This is a genomic window from Vibrio sp. NC2, from assembly GCF_025195005.1.
GTDB lineage: Bacteria > Pseudomonadota > Gammaproteobacteria > Enterobacterales > Vibrionaceae > Vibrio > Vibrio splendidus.
The window spans coordinates 336615-355059 of record NZ_JANVFC010000004.1 but is presented as its reverse complement, the minus strand read 5'-3'; the positions used below and the strand labels follow the sequence as shown (position 1 = coordinate 355059).

At 44.6% G+C, this 18445-nt stretch carries 15 protein-coding genes and 1 tRNA gene; 7 read left to right on the top strand and 9 right to left on the bottom strand.

The genetic code is table 11. From position 1 onward, the window contains the following. Window positions 1–4: 4 nt before the first annotated feature. From NX845_RS08785 to NX845_RS08775, 3 genes are all read right to left on the bottom strand, one after another. Window positions 5–511, bottom strand: a complete 507-nt coding sequence (locus tag NX845_RS08785; RefSeq protein WP_065681306.1) for a general stress protein — start codon at window positions 509–511, stop codon at window positions 5–7. Window positions 512–1485: 974 nt separating this feature from the next. Further along, entirely contained in the window at window positions 1486–2670 is a 1185-nt protein-coding gene (locus NX845_RS08780) for an NnrS family protein (protein WP_065681307.1), read from the bottom strand. A 38-nt stretch (window positions 2671–2708) separates the two neighbouring features. Beyond that, entirely contained in the window at window positions 2709–3152 is a 444-nt protein-coding gene (locus NX845_RS08775; RefSeq protein WP_004734067.1) for an Rrf2 family transcriptional regulator, read from the bottom strand. A gap of 325 nt (window positions 3153–3477) precedes the next feature. On the opposite strand from NX845_RS08775, the gene NX845_RS08770 reads away from it, so the two are divergent. After that, window positions 3478–3568 (top strand) — tRNA-Ser (locus NX845_RS08770). 75 nt (window positions 3569–3643) lie between these two features. Here the strand turns inward: NX845_RS08770 and NX845_RS08765 are convergent. Both NX845_RS08765 and NX845_RS08760 read right to left on the bottom strand, forming a co-directional pair. Beyond that, window positions 3644–5770, bottom strand: a complete 2127-nt coding sequence (locus NX845_RS08765; protein WP_017079520.1) for a methyl-accepting chemotaxis protein — start codon at window positions 5768–5770, stop codon at window positions 3644–3646. A gap of 194 nt (window positions 5771–5964) precedes the next feature. Continuing rightward, window positions 5965–6885, bottom strand: coding sequence for a histone deacetylase (locus NX845_RS08760; RefSeq protein ID WP_065681308.1), 921 nt, complete (start codon window positions 6883–6885; stop codon window positions 5965–5967). Between the two features lie 110 nt (window positions 6886–6995). On the opposite strand from NX845_RS08760, the gene NX845_RS08755 reads away from it, so the two are divergent. The 3 genes from NX845_RS08755 to NX845_RS08745 are packed head-to-tail and all read left to right on the top strand — an operon-like array spanning window position 6996 to window position 8842. After that, window positions 6996–7121, top strand: a complete 126-nt coding sequence (locus NX845_RS08755) for a hypothetical protein (protein ID WP_017063447.1) — start codon at window positions 6996–6998, stop codon at window positions 7119–7121. A gap of 25 nt (window positions 7122–7146) precedes the next feature. Then, window positions 7147–7833 carry an SDR family oxidoreductase gene (locus NX845_RS08750; protein ID WP_004734083.1) on the top strand — a complete coding sequence of 229 codons (687 nt, stop codon included), beginning with the start codon at window positions 7147–7149 and terminating at the stop codon, window positions 7831–7833. A 7-nt stretch (window positions 7834–7840) separates the two neighbouring features. Beyond that, window positions 7841–8842 (top strand): DUF3080 domain-containing protein, encoded by a 1002-nt coding sequence (locus NX845_RS08745; RefSeq protein ID WP_102534319.1) that lies wholly within the window; start codon window positions 7841–7843, stop codon window positions 8840–8842. 53 nt (window positions 8843–8895) lie between these two features. Here NX845_RS08745 and NX845_RS08740 read toward each other — a convergent pair whose 3' ends face one another. From NX845_RS08740 to NX845_RS08730, 3 genes are all read right to left on the bottom strand, one after another. After that, entirely contained in the window at window positions 8896–10857 is a 1962-nt protein-coding gene (locus NX845_RS08740; RefSeq protein ID WP_017080912.1) for a DNA topoisomerase III, read from the bottom strand. 115 nt (window positions 10858–10972) lie between these two features. After that, window positions 10973–11521 (bottom strand): NAD(P)H nitroreductase, encoded by a 549-nt coding sequence (locus NX845_RS08735; RefSeq protein WP_004734087.1) that lies wholly within the window; start codon window positions 11519–11521, stop codon window positions 10973–10975. Between the two features lie 232 nt (window positions 11522–11753). Beyond that, window positions 11754–13763, bottom strand: a complete 2010-nt coding sequence (locus NX845_RS08730; protein WP_004734088.1) for an NADPH-dependent 2,4-dienoyl-CoA reductase — start codon at window positions 13761–13763, stop codon at window positions 11754–11756. Window positions 13764–14042: 279 nt separating this feature from the next. Between NX845_RS08730 and sppA the strand changes: the two genes are divergently transcribed. Next, window positions 14043–15893 carry a signal peptide peptidase SppA gene (sppA, locus tag NX845_RS08725; protein ID WP_017079514.1) on the top strand — a complete coding sequence of 617 codons (1851 nt, stop codon included), beginning with the start codon at window positions 14043–14045 and terminating at the stop codon, window positions 15891–15893. Window positions 15894–16011: 118 nt separating this feature from the next. Next, window positions 16012–17028 carry an asparaginase gene (gene ansA / locus NX845_RS08720; RefSeq protein WP_017084059.1) on the top strand — a complete coding sequence of 339 codons (1017 nt, stop codon included), beginning with the start codon at window positions 16012–16014 and terminating at the stop codon, window positions 17026–17028. Window positions 17029–17243: 215 nt separating this feature from the next. Here ansA and NX845_RS08715 read toward each other — a convergent pair whose 3' ends face one another. Then, window positions 17244–17525 carry a YeaC family protein gene (locus NX845_RS08715; protein WP_017089848.1) on the bottom strand — a complete coding sequence of 94 codons (282 nt, stop codon included), beginning with the start codon at window positions 17523–17525 and terminating at the stop codon, window positions 17244–17246. 113 nt (window positions 17526–17638) lie between these two features. Between NX845_RS08715 and NX845_RS08710 the strand changes: the two genes are divergently transcribed. Continuing rightward, entirely contained in the window at window positions 17639–18445 is an 807-nt protein-coding gene (locus NX845_RS08710; protein WP_260256766.1) for a DUF2989 domain-containing protein, read from the top strand.

Genomic DNA, 18445 nt, shown 5'->3' with positions numbered 1-18445 from the left:
GAAATCATTGCTCTTCGTGAACATCAACAGAGTGATGACTCAGGATATCTTTAGCTACCGCAGCCTCTCCTTCATCAAGGTCTAAAACGATCAAAAACTTGTCCATCTTAACCGCCGTTTCATATTTGACTACACTATCTTTCGGTATTCCCACGCTGACCAATGCACCACCTAGAGCACTAAAGCCACCCGTAATCGCAGCACCCTCGATAGCTCCTACAAATGCTGACACTAAAGGTCCAGCAACAAGCAGTGCACCAAGCGTTGGAACCAAAAACATTCCAGATCCCAATAATGCACCCCATATCCCGCCCCATAATGCGCCAGATTTACCCCAGGTTTTCACTCGATCACGCATGTTATAAAAGCCAGTAGCGTGTTCTTCTTTTTCTAACCCCTTGCCAACAATAGACATATGATTTACATCAAAGCCACTGTTGACTAAAGTTGTTATCGCTTCTTCCGCTTCTGCGTGTGTATTAACTACAGCTACAACCTTATTTTTTTTCATGCTTATTCCCAATTAATCTATTTAATAATGACGATCGAGATCTAATGAATGAACCTCGTGAAGGTTCATCATTCTTCTCATCACAAAACACGAACTACAAAAGAGGCAGTACCTCTACGTAATTAAGCGAGCAAGGTTACCTAAATCAGCCTATCGCCCTGTGTTGATGAGGAGAAGTTTAAGTAAGCGGGAAATGGAAATCATAATACAACCGTAAAATACCTATAAAACCTCAATAAAAATATTAATAAACAATTGCTTAGTAATAATTATTTATAATTACTTTATGTCACATGAGTATTATTTTATGAGTTCTGAATAACAGGAGAGGTAAAGTTATCAAGTTCGAGTGAGTATCAAGAAATGAGCTAAGATAATTTATGATGATTGATTTTCTAGATGACGATATTCGCCTAAATATTGGAGGTGGCAGATTTTGTTGTTTAATTCGGTGAGGAAGCAACAAAGCCCGTTGTCAGTTACGAGACGATATTGGTGTAAAAAGTATGGTTCAATTTATTGTAAGAAGCAGTTAAGCAATGAATGTCATCTAAGCGTTGATTCAGATCACTCATATATTTCGAGAATTTATACGATGGCGAAAAATAGGTCATCATACAAGGTCACATCAGACACAATATACCTATTCCCAATCAAACATACTTTTGAACAATACAGGTAATCAAATAAAAAAATCCAGAGGCTTCATCTAAGTCTCTGGATTTCTAAATTTGGCTTGAGCGCTACTTTAATTAAGCGTTTTCTTGCTTAGTTTCTTGCTGCTCTGCTTGCTTCTTTTGTTCAGCTTCTTTTGCTTTTTCTTCGTGGTTTGAACCACCACATCCGCCACAACAGCTCATAATCATTCTCTCTTTGATTGTATTTAAGTCATTCACTGCAGACATAATATTAAAGATGCATTTTAAATGCAACTTTAAAGTCGTCAATATTGAACATTCGCAATTTGTAGTAATTTAAGCTTTTGGTTTTATTAAAATTGGTAAGTACAACACAACGAAACAACTGTACGCGACAACCCACAAAGCACTGGATAAGGTGATGATAGAGACAATATTATGGGTAAAGTATCCACCAAACACTCGAACAATAAAGGCAAAAACAATGGCGATTAACGCCGCAGTCATTATTTTACCAATCGCAATAGCTCGACCTGTATGTCCAAGAGAGACACGTGAGATCATTGATAAGATCATCACTCCCATTCCACCAACGGTTAAGGCATGAATCGCTTGTGATTGCGTGACCAATGACGAAATGATCGAAACGCCATACAAGACCAATCCTAACGAAATGGCCCAGTAGCTTAAGTGTAAAGACCACACAAGAGGAGTCTTAAAAGCGACCCATATTTTCCACCTTACCGCCCTAACCGCATTTGCCAAGCCACTGACAATAAACACGAAAGCAACGAGACTTTGTGGAACTGGAAGTATCTGAGAGCTCAACACAACGGCGAAAATCGTGCTCACGATGCTCAGCTTTTCAAGCCATGGTAATGCAGGGGTTCGTGGTGTCTGTGTGCCATTAGCGGTAAACATAGGAAAAACTCGCCCACCCATAATGCACATGACTAGGGTCACCAACAGCACCATGCTTGTGCTAGCTTGTGAAATTAAGAGTGGCTGCTGAAATAAAACGCCATAGTGCATTGCGGCATTGGCAAAAGTCATTAGCAATAAAATGGGGACGAACAACAGGTTTCGCCAAAGCTTCACACTGACAATATTGTGAGCAAGATAAATTACAGCGATAGGTAAAAACAGTAAATCGAGTCCAGCTACCAGCCAAGGGCTTAGAACTTCAGGCAGGAACATGGCTATTCTTGCACACAACCAGATAGCCAGAAGTATCATTAACCCGCGTCCGTTAATGCTGCGGACACCCGTCCAATTTTGTACGGCCGTCAGTAAAAAACCAACCACGACAGTGGCTGCAAAGCCAAACAACATTTCATGAATATGCCACCACATTGCGCCACCATAAACATTTAAGGTTGCGCTGCCATTACAAAACGCGGCCCACCCGACTAACGCTGCAATACTAAAAAGTGATGCAAACAAAAAAAATGGTCGAAACGCGAGTTCAAAAAATGCCGTCATTGAAACGCCATTGTTGGGGTTTTGATTTAAATCTTTCATCATCGTAAACCTAGTGAGTAAACAAAACTTGCTTACTTTTAAATAACTTCAACCGCCAAGAGTTGCCCTAGCTTGTAGCTGTGCCCTTCGCCAAGGAGATCTTGCAAGCTATAAGCATCTAAGCTTTTGTAAAAACACTCTTGAGCTTCAGCAAAGATAGTTTTCAATTGGCAATTTGGTGTAATGACACAGCTATTATCCTCGCCAAAACATTCAACCAAGTTACGTTTGTCTTCTAACTCTCGAACTAACGTACCTATGTTGATCTGACTTGGATGGCAACTGAGTTTCAAACCACCATTTTTTCCTCTTGTGGCGATCAGATGTCCTTTGAGGTTGAGTTGCTGAACGATCTTCATTAAGTGGTTTTTAGAAATACCATAGCTGTTAGCAATGTCGCCGATGGTGCTAAGAGATTGGTTGTTGATCGCTAAATAGATCAGCACTCGTAGGGAGTAATCAGTGTAACGTGTGATATGCATGGTGGGATATTTCACTCTATAAGATGCATTCATTATGAATCTTATAGACAGCAAAGGCAAGTTAACCCTAATGAGGAATGGTGGCTACACACCAAAAGCTAAGGCTTCGGTCCTAATTACGTCCCTCACATCAGTTGTATTCGATCCTTTCTCCATTTTCCTTCCTCAAACGATACCTAATCCCTTAAGTCGAAACGATCAGGAACATTTTTCGATGTGTTTTCACTCTAACCATATAAAAATGCACAAACTTGTTCATAAAAAAAGCAGTCAGTTGATAAGGGTATTTACAAGCGAATCACACCCCTATATTATTCGCGGCACTGGAGGGATGGCTGAGTGGTCGAAAGCACCGGTCTTGAAAACCGGCAACCGTTAATAGCGGTTCTAGGGTTCAAATCCCTATCCCTCCACCACATTAAAGAAAGCCGCTGAGAAATCAGCGGCTTTTTTGTATCTGGCGTTTACGTAAAGAGCTTACGTAGTTTCTACTACGCCACCTTTCGGCTCACTTCAAAGCGCCCGATCAATTGGTCTAAACGGCTCAGTGCATTGCCCATCAAAGACACTCGACGGGCAAGTTGCTTAGTAGACAGTTGTAAGTCAGATATTGAACGTTGGGCTTTATCTGCCGTTTGTCCGTTTTTCTGACTGTTCTCATCTAGATTAGACATCGTGGTAAAGAGGTCACTCACCGCTGATTGAATTTGTTCACTGCGAGCATTTGAGTCTACTGTTAAGTTTCCCTTACTCACATTCTCCACGCCTCGCTCCATAGACTCAACAGCACTGCGAGACTTACTATGCAGCTCTTTCATTAGGTCACTAATATGGTTAGCAGCTTGTGAGGTGCGGTCAGCCAATGTTCTTACTTCAGAAGCGACGACAGAGAACCCTCTCCCGTGTTCACCTGCTCTTGCCGACTCAATGGCCGCATTCAAGGCCAAAAGGTTAGTCTGCGCGGTAATGTCAGTAATGATATCTATAATGTCAGACACCTTGGTCATTTCATTATTCACCTCATTCACACTATGCGCCGAGCTTTCGACGATATTCCGAACAATCTCCATGCCTTCGACGGACTGATTGTATTCCTTCTCCGCGCTCAGGACGGCTTGTTTCATCACCGTGTCCATTTGCGTTGCTGAGACACTCGCATGAGTAATTTCACTCTGTTGATACTGACTCAACTGAAGCATATTGCTTAACGCTTGTGATGCATCATCACTGGTTTGTTTCATTACGACGCTGCGACGAAACATTGATTCCGAAACCTCTCTGACTTCGTGACTCGCATGAATCAACTCACTCACCGTGTTATCTAAATTGTCTATAAAACTGTTAGTCCAGCGCCCTAAGTTGCCAAGTTCATTATGACTGAATGTGGTGGGATCAAGCCTCCGACTTAAATTGCCATCACCTTCGGCTAAGGTCTGCATTACCCCGGTCATTTCGTGAATCTTCTTAGCTAATGGTTTGGCGCTAACTAAACGGAATAAGCCCAATGAAAGCAACGCGCAAGCGAACATAATGCCACTCTGCATAAAAGCTGTGAGTGTATAAAGGTTGGCAAACAGTAATGGAATAAATAGAGGCAGTAGCATGCAGCTGATGAAGTGTTTAGATAAGGTATAACTTAGGCTTCGGTCTCTGTAGACCTCTTCTAAATCGGACTCACACATCATGCCAAAGGTATCTGGTGAACCATCCAATTGAAAGGTGATACCTTTGCCAATAACGGGTATGTGGCGATAGTCGGAATACCCGGGATAATCTATAAACAGGTTACTGCCATTTTTAATGGTTTCTCTTACGCCTGGGTGAAGCTGGTTAGTGGCTGGGTCCGTAAAGCGAATCTCAAACTCGGTGTGCTGCTGGATCTTAACCGTTCCCCAATCAGTATGAATCCCTTGCTTTAAGTTCTCGCCGTGTGAAAAGGTATTATCTTCAAAGCGAGAACGAGAGAGCGCAACACCCGGCTGAGTATGAGGATCATGAATGGAGTCGACCATAAAGATATAGTTATCACCCGACTCGCTATAAATATGCCCCGCTTCTCTTTGAATAATGTCACCAATAACATCATTTGGAACACGACCACATAGGAATTGTTGTGGCCCTTCATCCCGAGAAAATGGGACATAAAACATCAGCGTCACTTGGTCATGAAACGATGAACTCGACGCTCCTACGTTCAACGTGCGTTGATCCATATACGGCCCATGAAGATAACGCTTTGAAGCCCCTTCAACTAAAGCCTTCTTGTCTCCAAGATTAACCCCTACATGCTCATGATAACTCGATGCTTGTGCGATCCCCTTAGCATCGACGATCGCCAACTCAGAAAAATCCGTACTGCGTTTAAGAAGGCTAGCTAACGTCCCCTGTGCTTGCTCTTCCGTTCGACTTGCTAAATAAACCGCAGAGTCTTCTAAAAAATCCCATTGATTCTTGACCCAGTTATGCAGAAGTTGAACTCGCGTGTGAGCAATACTTTCAAAAGCTTGTTCAAGCTCCTCCGTCCTACTTCGATTGAGGAAACAAGCTCTGCGCATAGCCAGTTTTCCTGTTGCGCCAAACCAATTAAGCCAACTACGTTCCTTGTCCGTCAGGTTCATTTTTATCCCTTGTGTTTTTATATACACATGGGTAAAGCAATTTACAGACCACAATTAATCACACAAATACGTAACTAATTAATAAAAAAGTACTTTATATGAATCACAATGGTGCAAGCGTGTCTTTTGTGGTGCAAAAGGCGCTTATTTAACACCATCATTTCTGATGAGCTTTCAGTCGCTAATTTAGGGAGCTAACCGTGAACATGATAAGCCGCTTTTAACAGCTGCATGTGAATCGGCACCAAATCTTGATGTTGAGTTCGATATCCGCCACCGACTACGCAGGCCATCGGAATAGACTCTGATTTCGCTAATTCAATCATGAAACAGTCGCGTTCAAATATCCCTTGTGTCGAGACATTCAAGTAACCCAATTCATCGTCTTGATGGATATCGATCCCCGCATCATAAATAATCAGATCAGGTTGATGGTGAGCAATCGCTAACTTAGTGACTTGTTCAAAACAACGTAAGAACTCTTCATCCTCTGTTTCACGACTTAACGGCACATCTAAATCAGATAGCGGTTTTCGTGCAGGGAAGTTTTTGTCGCAGTGGAACGACAAAGTAATGATGTCGTCATTCTCTTGGCAAAGAGTTGCTGTGCCATCGCCATGATGAACGTCGCTATCGACGATAAGCACTTTATCGATATGTTCAAAGGTCAGCGCATGTTTTGCCGCTAACACCAGATCGTTCAACAAACAAAAGCCACTACCAAAATCATGATGCGCGTGATGATAACCACCACTCAAATGAATCGCTAAACCACTCTCTATTGCCATTTCAGCGGCCAAGCAGGTTCCACCACTTGAGTAGAGTGTTCTCTCAATAAGTTGTTCACTCCAGGGGAAACCGATACGTCTCATTTTTGCTGCGGGCAAATTACCAGAAACAAGCAAATCCACATACTCACTATCGTGAACCTGTTTTACCTGTTCAACCGAAACCGGCGTTGGTTGGAAGATTTCAAACTGACACTTCCATAGAGGCTCTCTATCCATTAATGCTTCAACAGCACTGTGTAACAACTGATATTTGTTAATCGGGTAACGGTGACCTTCTGGTAAAGGTAACTGCGAATAGATTGGGTGGTAAATTAAAGGAATCATAATCAGGTTAATTGCGTATCTTTCTCAAAATCATAACAGTCTCAGCCTAGGCGACAACCTTAATTAATGATAATAGTTATCATTAACTTGATTTTCAAAAAGAGACAACAATGAAAAACGTAATACTCATCTTTGGGGTGATCTGTGGCTCAGCGGCAGCAGTAATGATTTTTGTAGGAATGCTAATGGCCAGTTGGTGGAGCGTTGATTTTCTCGTGTTAAGCCATCAAACTTAACTAATTGAACTGAAAAGGAATCACCATGAGCGTTATTTTCATTACTGGAGCAAATCGCGGCATTGGCTTAAGCCTGACTCAACAATACTTGGAAGGTAGCCACAAGGTGTACGCGACTTATCGTGATGCCAACTCCGCAAAAGAACTGCTCTCTCTCGCAGACCACAACAGCAACCTGACCTGCATTCAATTAGAGATAACCGATTACCAAGCGGTGAGCCACCTCACATCGCAAATAGAGTCGATTGATATCTTGATCAACAACGCTGGCTACTATGGTCCAAAAGGTTATGGTCTGGGTAATACCGATGTCGAAGAGTGGCGCCGTGTATTCGAAGTCAACACCATTGCGCCATTGAAGCTTGTCGAGACTCTATTACCTCTTATAGAAATTAGTGACGTCAAAAAGATCGCCTGCCTGTCTTCTAGAGTCGGTAGCATGTCCGAGAACACCTCAGGAGGCGGCTACATCTATCGCTCCTCCAAAGCCGCTCTTAACTCCGTTGTGAAGAGCCTAAGTAACGACTTAACCGATAACGGCGTTACGGTGTTAGCACTGCATCCAGGTTGGGTACAGACTGAAATGGGCGGCCCTAATGCTTTGATCGACACCGACACCTCAGCTTCTGGTCTTATAAAAGTCATCGAGTCCGCGAATACTGAAGTAAGTGGTCACTTCTTCAATTTCGATGGCAGCGAAATAGACTGGTAACCCGTAGATGAATGATGGCCCTCTCTCAAACCTAGTTAAGCACTCAACACTGTTCTGTCTGACGGTGATGCTAGCCGGCTGTTTCAGTGATGGCCCCGGAGACTTATTCGACGACTACCAAACAAAGATAGCCAGAGTACAAGATGCTGACGAGATAAAAGAGGAACGGGAATTTGAAAGCCTACCGAGAAAACGAGAACTGCTGCTTGACGTGCCCTCGCTTTCTATCGGTTTAATCGACAGTTACCAGCTTCGTCAGTGTGGATTGTTCAATCTGATTGCAGAAAGAAATTCGGTTCTTGGGAAAGTCGCGGATGAGTTTCGTAATTACGATTATCAAGTCGCCCTACTTGCAGGTGTCGGGAGATGCTTATCCGGTAGCGAATTAGACCCTGAGGTCGTAGAACTACTCAGAGAAATCGAGCAGCAGAAGCTCGCACAGTTTCCGCGGCACCAGTGGAATCTAATCTATGCCAGCGATGCGATGCAGTCACAAATGCGTGGTAGTCAGTGGTTACACGCTGATATCGGCGATCAAGTACGACAAACCAGTGATGCCTTAGAACATATCAATCAAGCGTTAAACGTTCCGCTCGTTTCGGGAAAGACTACTGAGGTTCAAGAAGTATTAGAAAAGAGCTCTACGCTCGGGGATTTATACTACTCGCTGGCTCGTGCTTCGGTTGAGCTTGATACCATCACCAAGCAACTCACTACTTTTGATGCCAACATCATCTGCGGGAAGCAGCGAGACACCACTAAGTTTCGTTATCTCAACAATGTGTTCGAGCAGCAATACATTGGTAAGGTTCAGCCTTACATGGCGCAGCTGGATGGCTATTATCAGCAGTTAGCCCCGCAACTTGGGATGTTTGACGCGCAATCTGAACTGCACAGTTATTACTTTCCCATCCAAGATGCACATCAAGCTTTTCGAGCATCAACTCGCCGCCATGTTGATTATTGGCAGCAGCTGTTTAAACGTTGTGGGCGCAAGGTCGGTCGTTAATATTGATTCCCAATATCAATAATGGGTGTTGTTAGCTTTCAGTTTCTAACTGATTAACTTTTAGCGCCTTTCTTCGCGTAAGTCTTCTTCCTTGTCCCACCACCTTTACGGCGCTTGAATGCTGGTCTTTCAACTTTAGGCAGATGACGCAGGGATTCAGGGACTTCACCTGTTTTTACCTTACCCATTAAGCCATCGATCTTACTTTCTAGCGCCTGCATGAAGGGTTGATACGCTTGGTTTCGTTCAGCCATGCCTTGCAACTGATGCTCCCAGTGAGCCGTCATGTCGGGAAAGGTCGAGTCCTCAGGTAACGCATTAATCAAACCTCTACCTGCAGGGCTACTATGGATGCTTTTACCTTGTCGAGTTAGCAACTGCCTCTTAAACAAAGTATCTAAGATACCCGCTCGGGTTGCTTCCGTTCCAAGGCCATCGGTCTCTTTCAAAATGGCTTTAAGGTCTTTGTTCGCGACAAAGCGCGCGATACCTGTCATCGCTTGTAGCAAGGTCGCTTCCGTGAAGTGCTTTGGTGGTTCGGTTTTCTTATCACCAATAATACCTTCACGACACGTCAACACGGTTCCTTTATCCAATGGAGGAACCGTATCCGTACCATCACCTTTTTCTTCAGTGTCCGTTTTCCCCATCAACACCTTCCAGCCCGGGTGGATAAGCTGACGTCCTTTAGCGATGAACACGCCACCAGCGATATCAAAAACCAGCTTAGCATCGGCAAAAACCGCTGGTGGATAGAATTGCATTAGATACTGGCGAGCGATTTGCTGATAGATTTTCATCTCGTTGGCAGACAGGCCGTTCACCGATGATTTCTTCGGTGTTGGGATTATCGCGTGGTGAGCATCGACCTTGCTGTCGTTCCATGCTTTGGATTTAAGAGAAAGATCCGCACCTTGAGCACCACTTTGCAGCTCTTTCGCATTGTTAGCGATAGCATCCACGACCGACTCTCTTTGTGAGTAGTGATCTTTAGGTAGATAGCGACTGTCAGAACGCGGGTAAGTGATGAGTTTGTGTTTCTCGTACAACGACTGACAGGTGTCCAACACCTGCTGAGCACTCATACCAAAACGTTTAGACGCATCAATCTGCAAAGCTGACAGCGAGTAAGGCAGTGGCGCAGCTTGTTTACTTTGCTTTTGCTCTGATTCCGTCACCGTCGCGGGTTGATTCGCAATTCGGTTAGCCACGTTCTCAACCAGTTTTCGATTGAGCACCCGGCCTTCTTCATCTTGCCATGGCTTACATGCTTCGCTTGGTTTCCAACGCGCTCGAATATCAAAGCTCTGGCCGTTGTTTTGGTAAGGGATCAGCGCATGCAGAGTGAAGTAATCTTTCGGAATGAAGTTTTCGATCTCTTCATCACGCCTTACGACCAAACCAAGTACTGGCGTTTGCACTCGACCGACCGACAACACGCCTTGGTAACCCGCCTTTTGACCAAGCAAGGTGTAAGCTCGGGTCATGTTCATGCCATACAACCAATCGGCTCTAGAGCGTGCTAAAGCAGAAATAGACAATGGAATAAAATCTCGGTTACTGCGCATCTGAGAGAGCGCACGCTTCACCGCTGGTAAGTTCAAATCGCTGATCAGCAGCCTGTCCATCGACTCTTTCTTGGCCTTAGACACCTTGCAGTAATCGATAACTTCATCAACTAGCAACTGCCCTTCTCTATCAGGGTCACCCGCATGGACAATTTGGGTCGCGTCTTTCAATAGCTTTCGGATCACCGTGAGCTGTTTGCTTGACGTCTTACGAGGTCTTAGTTGCCATTGCTCTGGCACGATAGGAAGATCGGCTAAGTTCCACTTCTTATAACGGTCGTCATAAGCGTCTGGCTCAACCTGCTCCAATAAGTGTCCAATACACCAAGTCACCACGTCTCCATTACCACATTTGATAAACCCTTGGTCTTTCTTCTGTGGATTCGGTAGTGCGGCGGCAATCGCGCGGCCTAGGCTTGGTTTTTCAGCAATGATAAGACGAGACATGTTTTTCCAGATGCTACAAACAATTAGGGCCACATTATCTAATGTGGCCCCTAGAAATCAAGGAAAACTGGTTGTTTATACAGTTAGCATTCCACTATTCAAGCTTCAGCTTTCTTTACAAGAACTCGACGAACTTTGAGAAGTCACGTTCTGGCGCTTTCATTGGCGTACAGCCCGGAGTACCCAAATATAGGAAACCAACGATTTCGTCGTCGCCTTCTAGGCCGAAAGCTTGGTGAACTTCAGGGTGGAACATCCACTTACCTGAGCGCCAAAAACCTTGGAAACCTTGTGCAACGGCAGCCATTTGCATGGCTTGCGCAGCACAACCCGCAGATAGGTGTTGTTCGAACGCGGGCACTTTTTCGTGCTCAGTTACCTTTGCGATGATAGTGATCACCATCGGTGCTCGAAACGGCGCTTTTTTAACTTTCTCAATGACCGCTTCTTCGCTCTCGTCAGCTTGTGCTGCACGAACCAAAATATCAGAGAGCTTCTGTAACCCTGAGCCTTGTGCGATAACAAAGCGCCATGGTGTCAATGCGCCGTGGTCTGGAGCACGTAAGCCCGCTTTAATGATATTTTCTAACGCCACACCTTCAGGTGCCGGATCAGAGAGTTTTGCGATTGAGCGTCTGTTGAGCAATAGATCCAAAGCATCCATTTGAAGTCCTTACTAATTTTATTGTTTGTATAATTGAACTGTAGCACAGAACACAAACGATAATAAATCTCAACGGCTGTCTATTTGAAACGACACTAAAAACAACAAAGGCCCCTAAATCTATGACTTAGGAGCCTTATTTATCTGTCTAGTCCAAGCTTAGTTACCCGTCTAGTTCAGCTTATTGAACTTTCTGATTCAAACTTATCAAACGAGAACATTCTGTTTGTTGTTAAAGCTTAATAGCTAACTCAACACCTTGGCGAATCGCACGCACGGCATCCAGTTCACCCGCGTAATCGGCACCGCCTATCACGTGTAGTTTGCCACCAAACTCTTGCCACATGTCTTCGAATGGACGAACAGAAACCTGACCCGCACACACGATAACGGAATCGGCATCGAGTACCTGATCTTTCTTACCAACGCTGATATGCAGACCTTGGTCGTCAATCTTGTTGTAGCTCACGCCACCAAGTAAGTTCACACCACGTTTTTCTAATGTGCGTTTATGAATCCAACCTGTAGTCTTACCCGGACCTTTACCGACACGACCCGCTTTACGCTGCATCACCCAAACCGTTTTATCACTGAACGAATCAGGGTAAGGATAAAGTCCACCAGGGTGTTCCATATTTTTATCAATGCCCCACTCATGCAGCCAGTCATCCAAGCTGTGAGAAGTCGGCTCTGTCAGCATAGTTGCCACATCAATACCAATACCACCGGCACCAACAATCGCGACTTTTTCGCCTACTGGTGTCTTTTCACGAATCAAGGTTTGATAATCGATTACGTTTTCTTGGTCAATCCCTTCAATATCAAGCTTTCTTGGTTCAACACCAGCAGCCATAACGACTTCATCGTACTTCAACAACATCTCAAACGTCGCTTCAGTATCCAGTTTTAAGTTCACGCCTGATGCATCGATTTGATTAGCAAAGTAGCGAATCGTTTCTCTGAACTCTTCTTTACCCGGAATCTGCATTGCCAATCTAAATTGTCCACCGATACGGTCATTTTTCTCAATCAGATCAACATTATGACCACGCTGTGCCAACGTCGTCGCGCAGGCTAAACCAGCAGGCCCAGCCCCAACCACGGCAATAGTTTTGGTCGCTTGGGCAGGCTGAACAACAATTTCAGTCTCGTAACAAGCTCGAGGGTTAACCAAACAACTCGCTCTTTTGCCTTTGAATACGTTATCAAGACAAGCTTGGTTACAACCGATACAGGTGTTAATGAACTGAGCTTGGTCTTGAGCCGCTTTATTAACGAAATCAGGGTCAGCCAAGAATGGACGAGCCATTGATACCATGTCGGCCTGTCCTGAACTGAGGATACGTTCGGCCTCTTCAGGCGTGTTGATTCGGTTACATGTCACCACTGGGATCGACACGTATGGTTTTACTTTTTCCGTCACCCAAGAGAATGCCCCTCTTGGAACTTGTGTCGCGATAGTCGGAACACGAGCTTCATGCCAACCAATGCCGGTATTAATAATGGTCACGCCCGCTTCTTCTAGCTTCTGAGCCAGAAGTACAACATCTTCGAACGTGCTGCCTTGCTCAACCAAATCCAGCATCGATAAGCGGAAAATAATGATGAAATCTTTACCCACCGCTTCGCGAATCGATTTAACGATCTCTAATGGGAAACGCATGCGCTTCTCATAAGAACCGCCCCATTCGTCATAACGCATGTTGGTACGTTTACAGATGAATTGGTTAATCAAGTAGCCTTCAGAGCCCATAATCTCAATGCCGTCATAACCAGCAACCTGAGCTAGCTCTGCACTGTTGGCAAAAGCACCGATGGTCTTTTTAATTTGACGAGGGCTCATCTCACTCGGTGCAAACTTAGCGATTGGCGCTTTGATGCCCGAAGCACTTTGCGCGAATGGGTGCATGGCATAGCGGCCAGCATGCAGCAACTGAAGGGCAATTTTACCGCCATGCTTATGCACGGCCTCGGTAACAACTTGGTGAGCTTTTGCGTGCTTAACTTTACTGAACTCAGCACTAAATGGGGTCAATCTGCCACGTAAATTAGGAGAGAAACCACCGGTAACAATAAGGCCAACGCCTCCTTTTGCTCGCTCTTCATAAAACGCGGCAAGCTTGTGGAGGCCTTCTTTATTTTCTTCTAAACCCGTGTGCATTGATCCCATCAATACACGGTTACGTAACTGAGTAAATCCAAGATCGAGTGGTTCGAGTAAATGTGGGTACATGGCAGACATCACTTCTATTATTATATCCTTGTGGTCTGACCACAATATAACTCAATCACCAAAACTTCAAACAACCGTTTACATTTTTGTAACACTGATCATAATGCTGAAGGTATTAATCGTTCAGAAACCCTTAATTTGTCTACACTTAATGAGAATATATATCGATTAACAATTCTTGGTGTAGTTTGAGCTAGGGAATTATCGTAGGATACTAAGCAGTTCATATTATTGAGATTAATAGTACTGTTGCTTGTTAAAGCCACGTGATCTCACTGCGGAGACATAATGAAAAAGATATTCAAATTTATAGGTATGATCTTTAAAGGGATTTGGAAGCTCATAACGTTTGTGCGTCTTGCGCTCGTTAACCTCTTCTTTTTACTCAGTATCGCCATCATCTACTTTGTATACTTCCACTCAGACACAGCTCAGCCCACTGTTCCACAGGAATCGGCTTTAGTACTTAACCTGTCTGGTCCTATCGTGGAGCAAAGTCGCTATATCAATCCGATGGATTCAGTCACGGGTTCACTGCTTGGCAAAGACCTTCCAAAAGAGAACGTCCTGTTTGATATTGTTGAAACGATTCGCTACGCCAAAGACGATGACAACGTTACTGGTATCGTTTTAGCACTCAAAGAACTGCCAGAAACCAATCTGACCAAGCTTCGCTACATTGCTAAAGCACTCAACGAGTTCAAAGCAACAGGCAAACCAATTTATGCGGTGGGTGACTTTTACAACCAAAGCCAATACTACCTAGCCAGCTACGCAACTAAAGTCTTCCTATCACCAGATGGTGGGGTTCTTCTCAAAGGTTACAGCGCTTATTCGCTTTACTACAAAACGTTATTAGAGAAGCTAGACGTCAATACGCACGTGTTCCGTGTGGGTACCTATAAGTCAGCTATCGAGCCTTTCATTCGTGACGACATGTCAGATGCAGCGAAAGAATCTGCTTCTCGTTGGTTAGGCCAATTATGGGGCGCATACGTTGATGACGTAAGCAACAACCGTCAGATCGACGCTAAGACCTTGAACCCAAGCATGGACTCTTTCTTAAAAGACCTTGAGTCGGTTGATGGCGATATCGCAAAACTGGCAGAGAAGCTTGGTTTAGTTGACGAACTGGCGACTCGCCAGCAAGTACGACTAGAGCTTGCTGACGTCTTCGGCAGTGATGGTCAAGACAGCTATAACGCGTTTGGGTACTACGAGTACCGTACAACCATGCTTCCAGACCTAACCAGTGAATCGCACGATGTTGCTGTGATTGTTGCTAGCGGCGCAATTATGGATGGTAAGCAGCCACGTGGCACCGTTGGTGGTGACACCACAGCAGCACTACTTCGCCAAGCGCGCAACGACGACAAAGTAAAAGCCGTTGTACTTCGTGTAGACAGCCCGGGCGGCAGTGCCTTTGCTTCAGAAGTGATTCGCAATGAAATTGAAGCGATCAAGCAAGCGGGCAAGCCGGTTGTTGTGTCGATGTCTAGTCTTGCCGCTTCGGGTGGTTACTGGATCTCGATGGGTGCGGACAAGATCTTGGCTCAACCAACGACCTTAACTGGTTCGATTGGTATCTTTAGTGTTATCACAACTTTCGAAAAAGGGTTGAACGATATTGGTGTTTACACTGATGGCGTTGGCACATCACCTTTCTCTGGTCTTGGTATTACGACTGGGCTTAGCGACGGCGCGAAAGATGCGTTCCAAATGGGCATTGAAAACGGTTACCGCCGATTCATTAGCCTAGTTGGAGAGAATCGCGGCATGGAAGTCGATGCTGTCGACAAGATCGCGCAAGGCCGAGTATGGACTGGCCAAGATGCAATCCAGAAAGGTCTAGTCGATGAAATTGGTGATTTTGATGATGCGATTGCGGCAGCGGCTTCACTTGCAGAGCTTGAAACCTACAACATCTACTGGGTAGAAGAACCACTTTCAACGACTGAACAATTTATTCAAGAGTTTATGAATCAAGTTCAGATGTCGATAGGCTTTGATATCCAATCAATGATTCCAAGCAGTTTACAACCTGTTACTCAGCAGTTAGCTCAAGATAGCCAGCTGTTAGGCAACTTTAACGACCCACAAGGCCGATACGCTTTTTGCTTAAACTGCCAAGTTCAATAAGATAAGCTCAACGCTTTGTTATCAAGAGGCGCCTCTGTGTGAGGCGCCTCTTTTTATTGCATGATAATTCGCTATAATCGCCCCCCTGTTCCCTATATCACACTAAGTATTAATCGCCATGGAAAGAAAACACATCTATATCGCGTATACCGGCGGCACAATTGGCATGCAGAAGTCTTTGGACCACGGCTATGTCCCTGTCGCAGGTTTTATGGATAAGCAGCTAGCTGGCATGCCTGAATTCCATCGCCCAGAAATGCCTGAGTACACCATTCATGAATACTCTCCATTGATGGACTCTTCAGATATGACGCCACTTGATTGGCAGACTATCGCTGATGATATTCGCGCGAACTACGATAAGTACGATGGTTTCGTTATCCTACACGGTACAGACACAATGGCTTACACCGCCTCTGCTCTGTCTTTCATGCTGGAAAACCTCGGCAAACCTGTGATTGTTACGGGCTCTCAGATCCCATTGGCAGAGTTACGTTCAGACGGACAAGCAAACCTGCTGAATGCTCTGCACATTGCAGCGAACTACCCGATCAACGAAGTGACACTGTTCTTCAACAACAAGTTGATGCGCGGTAACCGCAGCACAAAATCACACGCAGATGGCTTCAATGCGTTTACCTCTCCAAACCTAACCCCATTGCTAGAAGCAGGTATCAATATCCAGATCAGCAATAACGTTAAGGTAAACGAGCAACCTGAAGGTGCTTTCAAGGTTCATAACATTACTCCGCAACCCATCGGCGTAATCACTATGTACCCAGGCATCTCACATGAGGTGATTCGCAACACACTACTACAGCCTGTTAACGCAATGATTTTGCTTACTTTTGGTGTTGGTAACGCACCACAAAATCAAGAGCTACTTCAGCACTTAAAAGATGCATCAGAACGAGGTGTGATTGTAGTGAACCTAACTCAGTGTTTGGCCGGTAAAGTCAATATGGGTGGCTACGCGACGGGTTGTGCACTAGCAGAATCTGGAGTTATCAGTGGTTACGATATGACACCAGAAGCGGCACTGGCGAAGTTACATTACCTGTTGAGCCAAAACTTAAGCTACGAACAAGTGAAGGATCAAATGCAACAAGTGTTGCGCGGTGAGATGAGTTTATAAGCTTGTTCAGCTATAGGTTTAGAGGTTTAGAGCTATAGGTTCAGAGGTTTAGCTATGGGGTTAGCTATACGTTTAACCAAAACCTTCGCATTAACCCAGTCGTTTCATGGGTATCGCAGGCGTTTAACGTGAACTAAATCGTTTTATTGCTTATAAATAAACGGCTTAACAGCTAAAGGGGTGGCACAGTGCCACCCCTTTGTTGTAATTTAAGCCTAATGATTCGGGTTAACCCTAACAATATCTTCTTGGTCTGACTTAAATTGCTTCTTAAGCTCAGACTTAGATTTAAAGCTAATATCACCACCAGCTGCAATTGTCATATGTTGAGCTTCGGAGTTATGTTTAGATTGATATAACATAACTGCTTGCATACACGAGTCGCGCTGTTCTTTAGAGAGCACCGTACCTTCTGGCCATTTACCCGTCTCAACTGCGTAAGTTAAACGTTCGTAGACCTCGGGTGTCATTGCGCTAAGAAGTTGTTCTGCATCCATGATAAAGCCTTAGTTTTAACAATTTTCACCAGAAAATAACCCGTAACAGAATTGAGTCAAGAACCTGACCGATAATAAGTGCATTCGATCACAAGTGAAGGAATATGAAAATGATGAAACGGTTGGCGATTAGCCTATTACCTTTCACTCTGGTTGGGTGTCTTGAAGGAAATAAAAATACCGATCAACTCTGTCAAAGTAATCCGGGGCTGCAGTGTGAGGAATTGAACATGAACGATGGGCAATGTCGCGTCGCACGTACCGACCTCATCTGGCATCGATTTGAAGTTCAGAAGCAACCCTCCGAAGCCAATAAGATTAAAGAGTTCAAGTTAGTCACTGCGTACAAAAAGTGCCTAGAGCTTGCGGCGCAGATCGAGACGATTGATCAATCTAAGCTGCAAGAGCGTCGCTTTACTTCTTTAATGCACAGCATCGAAGAGTCTGAGCGTATTGTAGATGAACTATCACAATCCAATACACCGGAAACGCTTTACTTCTTGTGGTCACAAACCGGGGACACCAACGCCAGACGCAATTTCCTACAACTAGAAGGGAAAGAAGCGTTAAATACGGCAGAAATGCAATATGCCTTAGCCACCTTCTATACCACCCGCGATCATGCAAAAACGCTTAAGCTACTCAATAATGCGTTAACGCTTTCAAATGGTTCGGTCGTCAACACTGAAATCTTCAAGTCGATGGCCAGTATCAACCACAGCCTTGGTCATATGGAAAAAGCGTATGTGTGGGCAATGGTTGCCAAAGACTTTGATGTGCCCATTGCTTCTGAAGCAGAGCTCACTGTGCTGTATCGTTTCGACAAACCTCAATACAAGCAATTCAATGATGATGCTGAAAAGATTGTCGAAGCCATTGAAGACGGCGTTTACACCGCGTCTATAGTGCCTAACTATTAG